Origin of the sequence: Cyanobacterium sp. T60_A2020_053 (assembly GCA_015272165.1) — a bacterium.
In the GTDB taxonomy this organism is placed as follows: Bacteria; Cyanobacteriota; Cyanobacteriia; order Cyanobacteriales; family Cyanobacteriaceae; genus Cyanobacterium.
Genome location: JACYMF010000018.1, coordinates 1 through 17,709, shown reverse-complemented (window position 1 = coordinate 17,709; position 17,709 = coordinate 1). Strand labels below are relative to the sequence as shown.

Genomic DNA, 17,709 nt, shown 5'->3' with positions numbered 1-17,709 from the left:
CTCAACAGAGTATCTAAAATTATGACAATGAAAAAACCAGCGCCCTCCATCGCTATCATCATGGGAAGTGACTCCGACTTACCCACCATGAAAAGCGCCCTCCAAATATGCGAAAAATTTGGCGTAAATTATGAAGTAGAAATCGTTTCTGCCCATCGCACACCATTAAAAATGGTAGAGTATGCCAAAAACGCTCATCATCGGGGTATCAAAGTTATTATAGCAGGGGCGGGGGGCGCTGCTCATCTCCCCGGCATGGTAGCCTCCCTCACCCCATTACCTGTCATTGGAGTACCAGTGCAAACAAAACAACTACAAGGATTAGATTCTCTTTATTCCATTGTGCAAATGCCGAGAGGAATTCCTGTGGCTACCGTTGCCATCGGTAACGCCGAAAATGCAGGATTACTAGCCATTAGAATTTTAGCCTCACAGCAACCCGAATTGTTAGCAAAAGTTCAAGACTATAGCGAGAAACTAAGAGAAATGGTAGAAGAGAAACAAGAAAAACTCAATCAAATGGGTTATGAAAAATATTTGAGGGAATATTTGTAAGAAAAACCAACTCAAATCAAAATCTGAGATAAGATATAGTTTGATCATTTTTTCATCACTCTTCCATTATCCTTCAGGAGGTCTTCATCATAACTATGACTAATGGTAATTCTCGTAATCTCAAGAAAAGAGTTAAGTCACCGCAACCCCAAATCGAAGAAATGGGGTTTATGATGGAAGATGAAATCGGGCGCCTTGAAGATTTAATCCTCGATAATCTTACTATTCCCATTTTACGCAAAATATTAATTGATGAAGACCGAGTCATGAATCAAATTGATGTGATTAGGATGAATATACCTGATTGCATCAAACAAGCTCAAGAAATTTTGCAACAAAGAGACCAAATTATCATTGAAGCACAAAATACTGCCCGAAAAAGTATCGAAATGGCAGAAAGAAGGGCTGAACAAATTGTCAATGAATCCGTGTTAATGCGCCAAGCTAGGAAAGAAGCAGAAAAAATTACCCAAAAAGCCATACAAGAAACTGACGAATTACGTCATCAAACTCAGTTGGATATTACCAACAAAAGAGAACAGTTTTTACAGGAATCCATTAGGATGAAACAAGATGCAGAAATCAAAGCTCAAGAGTTACAAAAACAAGCGGATGATTATGTAGATAATGTACTTTTAGATTTGGAAAAAACCATCGCTAAAAGTTTAAGTGTCATTCAAACTACCAACAGAAATAGACAAAACCCTCAATAAGGTTTTTTAAAATAATTTTTCATCAAAAAAATTATTTTTTTTCTAAAAGCAAATATCCTCACTTTTAAATCAAAAAAAATTGATATATGATCATAGTTTATAAAAAAAGATGATTCTGCTAAAGTCTTCAATTTATAAACCTAATTCATAATTCATAATTCATAATTCATAATTAGTTAATGGATATATCCCCAATTTTTCTCACCTTAACAATATTAGCTTTAACCTTAATCGCTTTCGTTTTAGAATGGCTACCCATTGACTTAACCGCTTTATCCGTGACAATTATTTTGATGCTATGCGGTTTAGTTTCTCCACAAGAAGGTATTTCTGGTTTTGGTAACTCTGCCACCATTACAGTCATGGCAATGTTTATTTTAAGTGCAGGTTTAACTAAAACAGGCATTTTAAATGTGGTGAGAGATTGGTTAATTAAGTGGGGAGGTTATCATCCTAGCCGACAAATTTTTGTTATGGGTGGTATTGTCGGTTCCATTAGTGCTTTTATTAATAATACCGCAGTAGTGGCGATTTTTTTACCCATTATTGAACAGTGGAGTAAACAAACAAAAACTTCTGTTTCTAAGTTATTAATCCCTCTTTCTTTTGCTACCATATTGGGGGGGTTAATTACCTTAATTGGTACTTCTACTAATATTTTAGCTAGTGGTGTAGCGGTACAATTAGGTTATCCTGAATTTACTATTTTTCAATTTACCAAATTAGGTTTACCAGTATTTATCATTGGTTTAATTTATCTAAGTGTCTTTGCCCCAAAAATTTTACCAGCGCACAAACCCCCCGGCGGAGAATCTTTGAGCGATGATTATGAAATGAGAGAATATGTCAGCGAAATGATTATTCCCCCAAAATCTAGCTTGATTGGGGAAACTTTGCGCAGTAGTCAAATTCAAAGAAAATTTGATTTGGATGTTTTGGAAATTATCCGCAATGATACTCATTTTGCGCCCCCCCTCGCTGATAAAATTTTATCGGTGGGAGATATATTATTAGTCAGAAGTAGCCGTGTTAATTTGTTAAATATAAGAGATGAAAAAGGCGTAGAAATTCTTGCTGATTTTAAATTCAGTTCTCAAAATTTAGAAGATAATAATAATATTGAACAAGAAAAAATTGCTGAGGTTTTAATATTATCAAATTCTCGCTTAATTGGGTCAACATTAAAAGATATTAGATTTCGTCAGCGTTATAATGGAACGGTTTTAGCCATTCGTCGAGGACAAGAATTAATTAGAGAAAGATTAGGGAAAACCCCTTTAAAATTTGGCGATTTATTATTAATTCAAGCACCAAAAGAAAGTTTTATCGGCTTACAAACTACCAGAGAGTTATTAGTGTTAGAGGAAAAAAATAGAGAGGGATTAAGAATAAATAAAGCGCCCTTCGCCCTAGCTATAGTTATCGGTGTTGTGTTGATAGCAGCGCTGGATATTATGCCTATTTTAGTTAGTAGTTTAATGGGAGTCGTATTGATGGTGTTAACTGGTTGCCTCAAACCCGGTGAAATATATGGCAACGTGCGCTGGGATATAATCTTTTTGTTAGCTGGATTAATCCCTCTCGGTATCGCTATGGATAATTCTGGCACAAATCAATGGTTAGCCGAGCAACTTTTACAAGTCGCAGGAAACTTCCCCCCCTATGGCATACTGGTGTTATTTTACATTGCCACAGCCATCTTAACAGAGATATTATCCAATAACGCCTCAGTGGTTTTAATGATACCCATTGCCGTCAAAGTAGCTGAAACCATCGGTTTAAACCCCCTAGCCTTTATGTATGCTGTCACCTTCGCCGCTTCCAATAGCTATCTAGCGCCCATCGGCTACCAAACCAATACCATGGTATATGCACCCGGAGGGTATCGATTTTTAGACTATACTCGTCTTGGTTTACCCATGACTATTACTTTTAGCTTTTTAATACCATTTTTGATTATTCAACTTTATGGACTTTAATTCGCCTAATAATTGTCCATTATCAATTTCTTTTTACAACATTACATTTTCAGCAACCCCTAATTAACCCTTATTTATTTTACAAAAAATTGTCGCAATTTGAGAGGTAATTCAGGATGACTTTTTAATAAATTAAAAAGATAAAAAATTACAACAATTAATAAACATAAATTACTGAGGTTAATATAAGTACCAATAATTTGATTAGCACTCCAACCGCCATAATCATTTAAAATGTTTAAATCACCACCCGAATCACCTCTGCCACCCCATAAAGTTCCCCAAGGAATATCAGCTTTTCCTACCTTAATACTATGCCACTTTACAAAACTACTACAAAAAGTAATTGCTCCAATAATTACCGCACCAAAACGCCAAAAATCCCAGTAAAACTTCTCAGGTAAACGCCAGTAAAAAGCAATAATTAATAAAGTGCTTAAATAAAATTCTCCCCCAATTCCGCCCCATGCCATTAAGATTGTATAACCACGATAGCCCACCATCCAAGTTAAAATAAATTGAATAATAGCAAAAATCACACAGACAATCATGGTACTTTTTTTATCTTCTTTCCAACCGTTATAAAAAGTTAAACCAATTAAAAATAAAATACCAAAATAGACAAAATTAGACTTTTCTAAAGCAGTAATAGTAGCACCAAAAGTAATCATGGCCCGATACCCCGAAAACCAAGCAATAGTGGCGTGCCCAAATTCATGAATCCACATTCCTATAAACCAAGTTAAAAAATTAGCAAAACTCATACCAAAAGCAATTAAAAAAGCAATAGGAATAAAATATGTATTGGTTTTCCTTTCTGCTTCACTTAATAAAATTTCTCCATTATTGCTATAATTTTCACCTTTTTTAAAATTAATTTCTTCTTGCCAAAAATAGCTATTATCAGATTTTAGAGCATAAATTTTAATCAAATTTTGTTGAATAGTAGAATCAGATTTAAGACTATGGTAAATTAAATTAATTGCTGTATTTTTTTTATGTTTAGGACAGTTTTTAATTAAAATTTCTAAATCAGTAAAATTAGCCCTTACTTTTACTTTAAAATTACTTCCTCGTAAATTATGATTAAGTTTTTTAGCAATATCTAACTCATAACTTTTTTGTTTAAGTTTTTCCTGTTGTTCTTGTTGATAATAATAATAATCTGAAAGTATTTTATAAGCCTGTTTTATTAACTCTAATTCCTGTTTTTCACCCTGTTTGAGTCGATTTCCTAAAAATTTAAAATAATGCTGTTCAATTTCCGCCAAATTAGTATTAGGATCAAGCTCTAAAATTTGATAACATTCCTCAATAGTTAAATCCTTCATATTAATTTACCAATATTGAAATTTTTAAAATTTTATCTCATAACTAATGGAAGATTACTGTATTTTTGCTATGTCTTATTTTAATAGTCTGTAATTTTCGACTACATCGGAATAACATAATTCTTCATTAATTTAACAGAATTGCCTAATCAAATTCAAGAACATATGAAACAATGGCGTTGCTGATTTTAAATATGTTTTTGCTTGGGTAGGGAATAGGGAGTAGTCATAATATTTTGAGTGTTATACCAATTCCCGTTTTGGTGAGGTACAAAAATTTTCGTTGAAAGGCAATTAAAAAAAGTACCTCATCATGATGAAAAACGCTATATATATTTGCTGTAATTCATTAATGTTTCATACTACAATTCAGTAACGCCAAAACAATTACCGCCAGAGAGGTTCATTATGAAAGCGTCAGTTATAAACATAATAAACGGGCGTGGAGGGACTCGAACCCCCGACCTGCTGATCCGTAGTCAGCCGCTCTAATCCACTAAGCTACACACCCTTAATTTAGGCACTCATCTATATTAACAAATAACTTTTCAAAGTGCAAGAATTTCGATTACCAATGATTTAGGTAAAGAATTTGTTATAATTATTAATTAGTTTTAGCAATATTTTACCCCCAAAGCGAGAAAAAATCGTGACTGTGAAACCTGACTGGCTGAGAGTAAAAGCACCTCAAATTGAAAGAGTAGGTAACGTTAAAGATATACTAAGAGATTTAAATTTAAACACTGTTTGTGAAGAAGCCTCTTGCCCGAATATTGGGGAGTGTTTTAATGCTGGTACGGCTACTTTTTTAATTATGGGTCCTGCTTGTACTCGAGCCTGTCCTTATTGTGATATTGATTTTGATAAAATTCCTCGTGGATTAGATGCCACTGAACCTTTAAGATTAGCCGAGGCTGTGAAACGTCTTAATCTCAGTCATGTCGTCATTACCTCCGTTAACCGTGATGATTTACCGGATGGGGGCGCTAGTCAATTTGTATCTTGTATTGAGGAAACCCGGCGCCTTTCACCCCACACCACCATCGAAGTTTTAATTCCTGATTTATGCGGTAATTGGGCTGCTCTGGCAACAATTTTACAGGCTCAACCAGAAGTTTTAAATCACAATACTGAAACCATTCCTCGTCTGTATCGGAAAGTGCGCCCTCAAGGAGATTATCAACGCTCACTAACTTTATTAGAAAAAACTCGCCAACTTAGCGCCCGTGTCTATACAAAATCAGGCATTATGGTAGGTCTAGGGGAAACTGATCAAGAAGTAAAACAAGTAATGGCAGATTTAAGGACAGTGGATTGTGATATTCTCACCATTGGGCAGTATCTGCAACCTTCAGCACATCATTTAGAAGTAAAACAATTTATTACTCCCCAACAGTTCAAAAATTGGCAAGAATATGGGCTGGAATTGGGCTTTTTACAGGTAGTTTCATCGCCTCTCACCCGTAGCTCTTATCATGCCGGTGAAGTGCGCCGTTTGATGAAAATTTATCCTCGTGATTGATTAATCAATTGACATAAATTCGTAGGGGTTGAACATTGTTCAACCCACATTATTCAAATAACCTTATTCAAAAAAATCGGATAATTACCTATTAAAAGAGAATATCTTCGCCCTACACCCACCGTGTAATGAATTACACGGCTAATGACCCGATCGTTCAATAAATTGAACTAAGATTATTTTTAATTAATTTATAAGTCATTAAACGAACTTGATATTAAATAGACTACACGAGGATAGTAAAACCTCATAATTGTCAATTATCCATTGTCAATTGTCAATTTGCCCTTCAGCGCCCTTCACCTTTACCCATAGACTCTTGATAAATAGCATAGAGTAAAAAAATAATCCCTAAATTAATACATACATCAGCAATGTTAAAAACAGGGAAATTAATTAAACGAAAATCGAAAAAATCCACCACATAACCGAATAAAAAACGATCCATACCATTACCCAGCGCCCCTGACAAAATAAAACCATATCCCACTTGCTCAAAAGTAGTTAATTTTTCTCGCCATCCATAAATAATTAAAGCCAAACTAACAAAAAGAGATAACCACCGTAACCAAACAGCGCCTCCCGTAAAAAAACTGAAAGCAGCGCCCGTATTTTTGACATAAGTAAAATGAAAAATATCAGGAATTAAAGCCCAAGAATCTCCTATATTGGGGAAAGTTGCCACCGTCCAAAACTTAGTAACTTGATCTAAAATTAAACCAATAATTGCCACTAACCAAAACCAATCATTTTTATTCATTTTAGAGCCTAATAAAACAAAATAAGTCTAACTAAAAACGCCAAAATTGCCATCACGCAAATAATCGCTATTTGAGCAAAAAAAGGAGACATAGAATATAAACTAATTGCATCAAAAAAATAATTTTCTGCTAGTTCTATTCCCAAAAAAGGAGCAATTAAAGTATAGAAAAAAAGATAAACTATACCACAAAAATGAATTGCTAATAAACCAACAAAAGCGCTAATAACAAACAATTCTAATCGTCTTTTTCCCGGTAACGACAGAAAACCGCATAGCCAAGCACCCGGAATAAAACCTAAAATATAACCGAAAGTCGGTTGCTGTAAATACTCAAAAGTTCCACCCTGATAAAACACAGGTAATCTAAATAAACCCAAAATGACATAAGCAATTTGAGCATAAGCTCCAGCATTTTTTCCCCCAACACAACCAGTAAAAAAAACCCCCAATAATTGATAAGTAATACCCAAAGAAGTAGGGTTTAAATCTTCTATTTTTGTACCAGAAGGAATCACTAAAAAAACTTCTACAAAAGTACCAAAAACTGTGAGCATTAACCCCGTTAATGCCCAAATAAATTCATGAATCCCATTAATTTTTGATGGTGATAAATCTTTTCTAGTCAATGGATTTAGTTTGATAAGGAATTGGAGCATCTCCCCCTTGTAAGCCTAAAGATTTTAGCATAGCTTGATCCTGATCAGGAGATTGTCCGAGAGTAGTAAGATAATTACCAATTAACATAGCATTAATTCCTGCCATCAACCCTTTTTCTTGCCATTCTCCCATCACCGCTTCTCTACCTCCGGCATAGCGTAAAATTTGCTGAGGCAAAATAAAACGAAATAAAGCAATGGCTTTTAACGCTTCCATAGGAGTTAATTTTTTTACACTTCCTAAAGGAGTGCCTTCTCTGGGATTAAGTAAATTAATCGGCACGGATTCCACTTCTAATTCCTTGAGAGAAAAAGCTAAATCAATTCTATCCTGCCAACTTTCTCCCATGCCCATAATACCACCGGTACAGGCTTGAATGCCTACTTCTTTCAGATTTTTCACTGTATCAACTCGATCTTGCCAAGTATGAGTAGTAACTATGTTCTCATAAAAATTGGCAGAAGATTCCAGATTGTGATTATAGCGAGTAACTCCAGCATCTTTGAGAGCTTGAGCTTGTTCTTTGGTAACTTCTCCTAACGCACAGCAGGGTTTAACGTTGGTTTCCTCAATAATCTGTTTGACAGTGGCTAAAACTTCTTCAAATTCATTACTTTTGGGGCTATTGTACTTGATACCGCGCCCTTGAGACACAAGACAAAATCTTTTCGCCCCGGCTTTTTCGGCTGCCTTGGCATATTCTAAAATTTCTTCTCTAGTTTTTATGCCATATACTGGGGAATCTTTACCCTGATGATGCACAGATTGAGAGCAAAAACTGCAATTTTCGGAACAATTCCCAGATTTAATGTTAACGATACTACACAAATCAACTACGTTACCGCAACAGGCACGACGAATGGCATCGGCATTTTCGCACAGTAAAAGGATATTTTCCTCTCCTTCAATTTCGGTAATTTTTAGTGCTTCTTCTCTGGTAATTGTACCACCATTGATAATACGTTCACCAAGCGCCCTCAACCATTGACTTAAATAATCGTAATCATTAGTAAAGGTGTGATTTTGTTCTGATAATGGTTTTGTTGCCGTATTTACCACTGTATGCCCTCTAATTTTTAGTCAATATCAAATTATACCAGTTTGCTGACTAATGAACTAAGTTAAGCTTAAAAGTAGGTATCAAAATTCTTTGCCCTCACCCCCAACCCCTCTCCCAACCGCAGGGGATTTTCAAAGTCAGGATCAAAATTGATTTGTTTTTGACAAGAAGACAATATAAGGATGATCCCCCCCAACCCCCCTTAAAAAGGGGGGAGATTCAGGGAGACAGGAGGATTTTTTACTATTAATTGATTTATTAGTAGTTAAAAACCTCTGAATTTCAGATTATTGGCTAGTTTGAGAAACTAACATTTTTGAGAATGAAAACGCCCTGCTCCCATAGGAGAGGGGAGAATTATTTTCTATTAAATTCTCACAAATCAGAACGGATTGCTATAAATTCAACAAAAATGGTAGCGCCCGTCACCGTAGTTTTTTCTTCCGTCAATCCAGCCATGATAAACTGTTGTAAGTCATTAGCACTAAGGGGCCAAGGGGGGCCGGAGGGCGCTTCTTCACTAGGTCGTAAATTAGTTAATACCAGTAATTTTCCTTGAGGTTTAACTAACTGAGCAATATTATTAATTACTTCGGTTCTAAAATCGAGGGGCAAGGCTTGAATAGTACGACATTCCCACACAAGGTCAAATTCTTGTAACCAAGCAGGGCAAGGATTTAAAATATCTCCTGTTTGATAATTAACGGTAGAATTGGGGAAACGTTGACGACACCAATCAATGGCAGAAGGAGAAATATCAAAAGCAGTGGTTTGATAACCAGCTTCAGCGATGGCTTGGGCATCATCTCCCAAACCGCAACCAATCACTAAAGCTTTTTTCTCTTCGGTATTAACTTGTTGTTTTAACCACTGGGTGAGGGGCGCTGGAGCGCTTAAATTTGCCCAAGGAATTTTTTGAGGGTCAAAATTTGCCCCTGCATACAAAGGTTCAAACCATCCCGACGGTTCATTTTGTGCTAGAGAATCTGTTACTAAATTTTTAATATTCATTGAATTAGACTGGATTAATATTACTTATTTTACTTCGTGGCACATGGTAGAGAATCTCGAACTAGGGACTTTTAGCAAAAAATGCCAAGTCATGAAGTTTTATTGCAAAAGGTCAAGAAAAAATTGCCAAAAATGGCATCATCGGTAATGATCAATAGTGTTTTAAAGCATTTATATTTTAAATTTATTACCCCAATTTAACCAAAAGAGAAGATGAATATTGTTGTAGTAGGTCTTTCCCACAAAACGGCTGCTGTTGAGGTAAGAGAAAAATTAAGTATTCCTGAAAATAGAATCGAGGAATCTATCCAACATTTATTAACTTATCCTCATATTGAAGAAGTTGCCATTATCAGCACTTGTAATCGTTTAGAAATTTATGCAGTAGTATTGGAAACTGAACAGGGTGTTAAGGAAATTAGTCAATTTTTAGCAGAAATCGGTCATATTTCTTTACCGCAGTTACGCCGACATCTTTTTATTCTTCTCCATCAAGATGCTATTCGTCACCTCATGAGAGTATCTGCCGGTTTAGAAAGTTTGGTTTTAGGGGAAGGTCAAATTCTCGCTCAAGTTAAAACTACCCATAAGTTAGCTAATAAATATAAGGGTATGAGTCGATTATTAGATCGTTTATTTAAACAGGCTATCAGCGCTGGTAAACGGGTGCGCACGGAAACGAATATCGGCACGGGCGCTGTTTCCATTAGCTCGGCGGCGGTGGAATTAGTGGATACTAAAGTAGATAATCTTGCTAGTTTTAAAATCTCTATTATCGGTGCGGGAAAAATGTCTCGTCTTTTGGTACAACATCTTGCCTCTAAAGGGGTAGAAAATATTGCCATTGTTAATCGCTCCACCCAGCGCGCGCAAGAGTTAGCAGAAAAATTTCCCCAAGTTAATATAACAATTCATCCTTTGGCAGAAATGATGATGATTGTAGCACAGTCTGATTTAGTGTTTACCAGTACCGGCGCCCTCCACCCCATTTTAACCAAAGAAAATCTAGCGCCCCTCACCCCTACCAATACTTTGATGTTAGTGGATATTTCTGTCCCTCGTAATGTATCCAGTGATGTTACAGAATTAGATTTTATTCAATCTTACAACGTGGACGATTTGAAAGCCGTAGTCGCCCAAAACCATGCCACTCGCCGAGAAATGGCACGGGAAGCAGAAGCGTTATTAGAGGAAGAAATTGAATCCTTTGAATTGTGGTGGCAATCTTTGGAAACCGTACCCACCATTAGCTGTTTACGCACTAAAATTGAGAGTATCAGAGAGCAAGAATTAGAAAAAGCGCTTTCTCGTCTCGGTAGTGAATTTGGCGAAAAACATCAAGAAGTCATCGAGGCTTTAACTAGAGGAATTGTTAATAAAATCTTACATGATCCCATGGTGCAGTTGAGGGCGCAACAAGATATTGAAGCGCGCCGTAAAGCCTTACATACTTTACAGACGCTTTTTAACCTCGAAATCACCGAACAATATACAGCCTAATCTGGAGACAGGGAGACAGGGAGACGGGGAGACAGGGAGACGGGGAGACGGGGAGGAATGGGAAGATTATGAATTATGAATTATGAAATAATAATTTCCTTTGCCCTTTTAACTTTGCCCTTTTAAAACCTTTGCCCTTCATTATTGCCTTTTTTGATCACCCCCAAAATAGTAGGCAAAATCTAGGGTAAAATTATTTTTTACCTCTACGATGTCTATTATTAAAAATGACTAAATTTGTATTTGTTACTGGTGGTGTAGTATCGAGTATCGGCAAAGGAATTGTCGGGGCGAGTTTAGGGCGTTTACTCAAATCTCGTGATTATTCGGTCTCAATTCTCAAGTTAGACCCTTATATTAACGTTGATCCGGGGACAATGAGTCCCTATCAACACGGAGAAGTATTTGTTACCGATGACGGCGCCGAAACTGACTTAGATTTAGGACATTATGAACGTTTTACCGATACTTCCAGCTCTCGTTTAAATAGTGTCACCACTGGTTCAATTTATCAAGTGGTAATTAATAAAGAAAGACGAGGTAATTATCAGGGCGCTACAGTGCAAGTAATCCCCCATATTACCAACGAAATCAAAGAAAGAATCCATCGAGTGGCTAAAAATAGTCGTCCAGACGTGGTCATCACAGAAATTGGTGGTACCGTGGGAGATATTGAATCTTTGCCATTTTTAGAAGCAATTCGCCAACTGCGGAAGGATGTAGGGCGCGATAACGTCTTATACTTACACGTTACCTTAATCCCTTGGATTCCGGCGGCGGGGGAATTGAAAACCAAACCGACTCAACATTCTGTCAAAGAGTTAAGATCATTAGGTATTCAACCGGATGTTTTAGTGTGTCGTTGCGATCGCCCCATTCCTCAGGGTTTAAAGGATAAAATCGCCGAGTTTTGCGATGTGTCAGCAGAAGCTGTTATCACCTCTTCCGATGCTAGTAGTATTTATGAAGTACCTTTAATTTTAGAAAAAGAGGGATTAGCCGAACAAGTTTTAAAGATATTGAGATTAGAAAATCGTTCTCCCGATTTGAGTAAATGGGAAAATTTGGTGGATAAAATGAAACATCCTGAGCATAGGCTCAAAATTGCTATAGTGGGCAAATATATTAAACTTAATGATGCTTATTTATCGGTGGTAGAGTCTTTGATTCATGCAGGAATCCATGCCCAAACGGAGATAGAAATTTTTTGGGTGGATGCAGAAGACATTGAAATTAATGACACTGAAAAATATTTAGGAGGTGTTGATGGGGTAATTGTGCCGGGTGGTTTTGGGCATCGTGGGGTAGATGGTAAGGTTAAAGCGATTCAATTTGCTAGGGAAAATCAACTGCCTTTTTTAGGTTTATGTTTAGGGATGCAGTGTAGTGTCATTGAATGGGCGCGTAATGTGGCTCAATTAGAGAAGGCGAATAGTGCAGAATTTGATGAGGATACTCCTAATCCTGTCATTAATTTGCTTCCTGAGCAGGAGGATGTGATAGATTTAGGCGGTACAATGCGTTTAGGAGTTTATCCTTGTCGTCTAGCGCCCTCCACTTTAGCTTATCAATTATATGGGGAGGAGGTGATTTATGAACGCCATCGCCACCGTTACGAGTTTAATAATGGCTATCGTGATCAATTTTTAGCTACTGGTTATCAAATCAGTGGCACTTCCCCTGACGGGCGCTTGGTGGAAATTATCGAGCTTCCTAGCCATCCTTTTTTCATTGCCACCCAATTCCATCCTGAGTTTAAATCTCGCCCTAATCAACCTCATCCTTTATTTTCTGGCTTAATTAAAGCTTGTTTGATAATGGACAATGGATAATTGATAATGGATAATTGATAATTGATAACTATTAATTAGGGTTTGCTGAATAGTTCAAAAATCTCAATTCATCAGGGTTAAGACAGACTCATATCAAGTCCGCTAAGTCAATTAAAAATAATCTTAGTTCAATTTATTGAACGAAAAACCGTTAGCCGTGTAATGAATTACACGGTGGGTGAGTTACGAAGATATATTTTTTTCTTCTCGTTGCAATAGTCGAGGGGCAAAGGTAGGAATTGCCCATGCGCCGAGGGGCGCTGTAACAAGGATAGATAGCCCAGCAAGGGCGAGGATTTTTTCTCCCCCTTCAATGCCCAAACTGAGGGGAAGGGCGCCAATGGCCGCTTGTACGGTGGCTTTGGCGGAGTTTCCAGCAAGGAGAAATAGTTTTTCATCACGATTCCAATTACTGCCCCAAGTGGCGAGATACCATCCCGTCATTCTGCCCACTAAAGTACCTAAAATTAAGATAATTAAGCCAACAATTAATGTATCTCCTAAAATATTGAGGGGGATATTAGCACCTAATAACACAAATAAAAATATTTCCGCTACTTTCCAGATGCTATCAAATCCGACTCTTAATCTTTCGGCGAGGGGCGCTGATTTTTCAATTAAGAAAAAGCCAAAACTCATTACGGCTAAGTAACCAGAAAAAATAGGATATATTTCTGCAATTTTTACTAAACCTACGGCAATACTAGCTGATAAAAATGTTTCTTGAACAATATTTTCTGACCATTTTTGTTTGATAAATAAATAGACAAATAAATAGGCTGTTATCCAACCAATTAAAACTCCTAAAACAACTTGGGTTATTAATTGTATCGGTAATAATGTTAAGCTATCTAAATTAAAATTTTTATCTTGACTTAAAAAATTAATTAATAAACTGAAAACCAATAATAATAAAACATCAGATAGCGCACTCCCCGTTAAAATAGCGTCAGGAATACCTTTTTTTACGCCCCAACCCAAACTCTTGAGCCGTAACATTCCCGGCACAATTACCGCAGGAGATTCAGGAGACAAAATACATCCTAATAATAAACCAGTTACCCAACTAAAATCTAATAAAATTACTGCTAAAATCATCACTACCAGAGCTTCAAAAATAGCAGGTAAAAATCCTAAACGTAGGGCAACTGAGCCTTGTTGTTTTAGTTTTTCACGATCTAATCCTAATCCAGCTTTCATTAAAATTGTCATCACCGCAATGGTCCGAAAATTATCCGCAGAATCGAGGAGGGAGGGCGCTAGAATATTAGTAAATTGTGAGCCAAAAATAATACCTATTAATATCATTCCTAATAAGGGAGGAAGTTTGATTTTTTTGACTAATTGCCCTGCCAAAAAACCTCCTAATAAAACTAATACAATGCTGATAAGTGTCTGTTCAAAAAATAATGTCATTTATTTAGGGATTGATGAAAAAATAAGGCTCTTCTACAATGGTTATGATAAATTAATAGAAAATAACTTTTATAACTCTTACTCAATAGTATTTATAGCAAAATAAAATTGAAAAGTTGATAAATTATTATTTAATAATTCTCTTTTGCCTTTTGCCTATCTTAACTAAAAATTTACATACTCAAAGTAATTGTATATAGGCAAGGGCTTTAAACCTCTTGTTATCACAACTTTAAAGTTAAGATTTGTTGGGTTTCGTTGCCTCAACCCAACCTACACATAATTAGAAATCAAGATAATTCAATTTTGTTTAACTTTCATCACTTTCTGAAATTTCAGCTTGATTATTTTCAGTAATTTCTAAACTTTCTTCCGAGATTTCAGCTTGATTATTTTCGATAACGTCTAAACCTTCTTCTGAATTTTCATCATTATTATTTTCGATAACGTCTAAACTTTCTTCCGAAATTTCAGCATCATTGCTTTCAATCACATCCAAAGTTTCTTCTGGTATTTCAGCTGGATTATTTTCGATAACTTCTAAACTTTCTTCTGATGTTTCAGTGATAATTTCTTCTGTCTGAGTAAGAGAATTTTCGATTACTTCTTCCTCAATTTCAGACACTGGATAATTAGGAATAGTAATAGCTTGAGCTTTGCTTAAACTAATTTTACCCGTCACTAATTTTGACAAAGTATCATTAAATTTGGGATCAAAATTGATAACTCTTACAGTGCTATTAAAAACATTTTTTAAAACATCACCTTGATCATCAATAAATTCCAGTTTAACCCAATTTTCTCCTTGATTAAAACCAGTTAAATAGAGAGGTTGCCAAGTGTCAATAATTGAGACTTCACCATTGATAGTAATTCGGATACGCCAATCCCTGATATTATCCTCTGAATTTTCTTGCGCCGCCAGATGTAAAGGTGCATTAGTGAGGTAAAAATCCAGCATAATCGGCTCTGCACCATAAGTTCCTTGAGGACGACTGTAGGTTAAAAGAGGTAAACTATTATTGGGGTTGTTGTCTTCCGTGGGAGTAAAGACATGGAAGGTGGTTTGGGCGTAAGCGCCTTCATTTTTAAAACTTTCATGCCATGGGCGCGAAGCAAACACTCTGATGGTATGGGTGCCGGGCGCTAAATCTGTCAATAATACTGGTTCTTCTGTACTATAAATAGCTTGATATGGTTGATCATCAAGGAAGAAATGTAAATGAGGTCCCATTTTCAGGTTATCATCTTTAAAAATAGTTAAGTCGCTAACGGTTAATTTTACTTCAGCGCTGGTAGTATCCAGTATTTTGCCATCGGCAGGAGAAATAATTTTGACTTGAGGTTGTTTTTGGGCGAAGTTTTTATTTAATTCTTGAATTAGTTTAGGTGGGTTGACTTCTTTTATATTTATGACTTGGGGGATGGGCGCTTTATCACTGGTGAAGGCTTCCACGCTTTCGATTTTATCCTGACATCCTGTCATCATTACCGTCAATGTGAGGGTAAGGAATAAACTCAATATTTTTTTTAGTGTCATAAAAACTCTCCGCTTATGTTTTACTCTTCTTTACTTTAACTGAAAATTTCACATCAAACTCACTTGATATAATAGTCCTAAATCATTCGTAAAAAATCAATTAAGTGAGGGAAGGTGTCAGGTTTCGGGGGTTAGCTATCAGGTGAAATGCTTATAAGTAGGTAAGCAAAATTAATTGTGATTTTTATTTTTCTCAAAGCTATGATAACAAGGGGCGCACATCCCCTTGCCCGTGAATTGTTTGTGTTTATTTTCTTATGAATCATTTATCATTGCTATATTTAATGAGCATTTCGGGATTGATTTCTACACCAATACCCTTTCTTTGTTTGGGAATATTGATGGTGGAATCTTCTTGGTTTAAATAAAGATTAGTAGTAGTAATATCTTCGTGAAAATAACGATTAGTGGCAGAAATATCCGCAGGTAATTGAAAGTTTTCTAAACTGGAAATATGCAGATTCAAAGCTCTACCAATACCTGATTCTAGCATTCCACCGCACCATAATTTTATCCCTGTTTGTTGACAAATTTGATGAATTTTTAAAGTATTAGTTACACCGCCCACTCGACTCGGTTTTAAATTAACAATCTGACAAGACTTTAGTTTAATAGCATTGCGTGTATCATTAACGGAATTGATACTTTCATCTAAACAAATAGGCGTTTTAATTTGACTTTGTAAATAACTATGCTCTAATAAATCATCATATCCTAATGGTTGTTCGATCATCAATAAATTAAGTTGGTCTAGCTGTTTAAATAGTGCTAAATCTTCTAAACTGAAAACGGAATTAGCATCTGCCATTATCATTAAGTCAGGATAATTTTTTCTAATCTTTTCTAATGGTTGTAATGCCCAATCTTTACTTATTTTTACTTTTATTCTTTGATAGCCTTCATCAACATAATTATTAACCTTTGTCAATAATTTTTCTAAATCTTTTTCTAAAGAAACAGCTACACCCACCGAAATTTTATCTCTAATACCACCAATATATTCTTGTAAACTAAGATTATTGGCTTGAGCAAATAAATCCCATAATGCACAGTCTAATGCTGATTTAGCCATGTTATGCCCTCGCACGGGCGCTGATATTTGTGCAAATTCTTGGGGAGAGTTAATCTCTTTTTTTAACAAAGAAGGTATTAAAAAATCAGTTAAAACATGATATGTTGTTTTTATTGTTTCATAAGTATAAAAAGGATGTTCAAAGGTTGGGCATTCTCCCCAACCAGTTAAGCCTTCACTGTGAATTGCTACAATTAAACAGCTATGATTCTGATATTCTCCTCCTGCAAATTTAAAGGGTGATTTAAAGGGTATTAAAAGGTTATATAAATTTATTTTTTCTATGTACATTTATTGGCAAAATAGTATTATAACAAGGGTAAAGAAGCAAAAATGACAAGGCTTATACAGTGGCTAGGAAATGTCGTCACATGGACTTTTGACAAAGGTCACTTTAAAGATAGCTTGAGCTACCATTAAATTTGCTTACTTACTGATTTTCTCATGAATGATTTAGGATTACTTGATAATATCAAGTCCGCTTGATCAGCCGAAGGCTGCCGCTGCGCGATCACTTACAAATCAATTAAAAACAATCTTAGTTCAATTTATTGAACGAGATACCATTGGTTCCGTGCAATTCATTACACGGTGGGTAAATTACGAAGATATAATATATTTGTAAGTGCGATTCGTTCAATCCAAAAGTTAAGGTTGAAATACCTGAAGCGTGGGATTGGAAAGGGATAAACCCCCCTACTGGAGCAGGGTGTTTTCAAAGTCAGGATCAAAATTGATTTGTTTTTGACAAGAAGACA

14 protein-coding genes and 1 tRNA gene are annotated in these 17,709 nt (G+C 35.9%); 6 read left to right on the top strand and 9 right to left on the bottom strand.

Going from position 1 to position 17,709, the window contains the following annotated elements:
• Nucleotides 1–27: 27 nt before the first annotated feature.
• The 3 genes from purE to IGQ45_02895 all read left to right on the top strand — a co-directional run bounded on the left by purE (nt 28) and on the right by IGQ45_02895 (nt 3,247).
• On the top strand, nt 28–555 hold the full coding sequence (purE, locus tag IGQ45_02905; protein MBF2056176.1) for a 5-(carboxyamino)imidazole ribonucleotide mutase: 528 nt from the start codon (nt 28–30) through the stop codon (nt 553–555).
• A gap of 95 nt (nt 556–650) precedes the next feature.
• Nucleotides 651–1,268 carry a DivIVA domain-containing protein gene (locus IGQ45_02900; GenBank protein ID MBF2056175.1) on the top strand — a complete coding sequence of 206 codons (618 nt, stop codon included), beginning with the start codon at nt 651–653 and terminating at the stop codon, nt 1,266–1,268.
• Between the two features lie 179 nt (nt 1,269–1,447).
• Nucleotides 1,448–3,247 (top strand): SLC13 family permease, encoded by a 1,800-nt coding sequence (locus IGQ45_02895; GenBank protein ID MBF2056174.1) that lies wholly within the window; start codon nt 1,448–1,450, stop codon nt 3,245–3,247.
• A 74-nt stretch (nt 3,248–3,321) separates the two neighbouring features.
• Here the strand turns inward: IGQ45_02895 and IGQ45_02890 are convergent, their stop codons facing one another.
• Together IGQ45_02890 and IGQ45_02885 are read right to left on the bottom strand one after the other, a co-directional pair.
• Nucleotides 3,322–4,578 carry a J domain-containing protein gene (locus IGQ45_02890; protein MBF2056173.1) on the bottom strand — a complete coding sequence of 419 codons (1,257 nt, stop codon included), beginning with the start codon at nt 4,576–4,578 and terminating at the stop codon, nt 3,322–3,324.
• A gap of 437 nt (nt 4,579–5,015) precedes the next feature.
• Nucleotides 5,016–5,089, bottom strand: a tRNA-Arg gene (locus IGQ45_02885).
• A 138-nt stretch (nt 5,090–5,227) separates the two neighbouring features.
• On the opposite strand from IGQ45_02885, the gene lipA reads away from it, so the two are divergent.
• On the top strand, nt 5,228–6,100 hold the full coding sequence (lipA, locus tag IGQ45_02880) for a lipoyl synthase (GenBank protein ID MBF2056172.1): 873 nt from the start codon (nt 5,228–5,230) through the stop codon (nt 6,098–6,100).
• 289 nt (nt 6,101–6,389) lie between these two features.
• Here lipA and IGQ45_02875 read toward each other — a convergent pair whose 3' ends face one another.
• From IGQ45_02875 to IGQ45_02860, 4 genes are all read right to left on the bottom strand, one after another.
• Nucleotides 6,390–6,860 (bottom strand): lipoprotein signal peptidase, encoded by a 471-nt coding sequence (locus IGQ45_02875; protein MBF2056171.1) that lies wholly within the window; start codon nt 6,858–6,860, stop codon nt 6,390–6,392.
• A gap of 8 nt (nt 6,861–6,868) precedes the next feature.
• Nucleotides 6,869–7,519, bottom strand: coding sequence for a biotin transporter BioY (locus IGQ45_02870; protein MBF2056170.1), 651 nt, complete (start codon nt 7,517–7,519; stop codon nt 6,869–6,871).
• Nucleotides 7,482–8,579, bottom strand: coding sequence for a biotin synthase BioB (gene bioB / locus IGQ45_02865; GenBank protein MBF2056169.1), 1,098 nt, complete (start codon nt 8,577–8,579; stop codon nt 7,482–7,484). The genes IGQ45_02870 and bioB overlap by 38 nt, the downstream gene beginning before the upstream one ends.
• Before the next feature lie 376 nt (nt 8,580–8,955).
• Nucleotides 8,956–9,591 (bottom strand): class I SAM-dependent methyltransferase, encoded by a 636-nt coding sequence (locus IGQ45_02860; GenBank protein MBF2056168.1) that lies wholly within the window; start codon nt 9,589–9,591, stop codon nt 8,956–8,958.
• A 213-nt stretch (nt 9,592–9,804) separates the two neighbouring features.
• Here IGQ45_02860 and IGQ45_02855 point away from each other — a divergent pair, with 213 nt between their 5' ends.
• Together IGQ45_02855 and IGQ45_02850 are read left to right on the top strand one after the other, a co-directional pair.
• Complete coding sequence (locus IGQ45_02855) at nt 9,805–11,091, top strand: glutamyl-tRNA reductase (GenBank protein MBF2056167.1); 1,287 nt, start codon at nt 9,805–9,807, stop codon at nt 11,089–11,091.
• A gap of 227 nt (nt 11,092–11,318) precedes the next feature.
• On the top strand, nt 11,319–12,923 hold the full coding sequence (locus IGQ45_02850; protein MBF2056166.1) for a CTP synthase: 1,605 nt from the start codon (nt 11,319–11,321) through the stop codon (nt 12,921–12,923).
• 183 nt (nt 12,924–13,106) lie between these two features.
• Here the strand turns inward: IGQ45_02850 and IGQ45_02845 are convergent, their stop codons facing one another.
• The 3 genes from IGQ45_02845 to menC all read right to left on the bottom strand — a co-directional run bounded on the left by IGQ45_02845 (nt 13,107) and on the right by menC (nt 17,242).
• Nucleotides 13,107–14,339, bottom strand: a complete 1,233-nt coding sequence (locus IGQ45_02845; GenBank protein ID MBF2056165.1) for a cation:proton antiporter — start codon at nt 14,337–14,339, stop codon at nt 13,107–13,109.
• A 310-nt stretch (nt 14,340–14,649) separates the two neighbouring features.
• Nucleotides 14,650–15,879, bottom strand: a complete 1,230-nt coding sequence (locus IGQ45_02840; GenBank protein MBF2056164.1) for a hypothetical protein — start codon at nt 15,877–15,879, stop codon at nt 14,650–14,652.
• Between the two features lie 262 nt (nt 15,880–16,141).
• Nucleotides 16,142–17,242: an o-succinylbenzoate synthase gene (menC, locus tag IGQ45_02835; GenBank protein ID MBF2056163.1), complete on the bottom strand. Its 1,101-nt coding sequence runs from the start codon at nt 17,240–17,242 to the stop codon at nt 16,142–16,144.
• Nucleotides 17,243–17,709 lie beyond the last annotated feature (467 nt).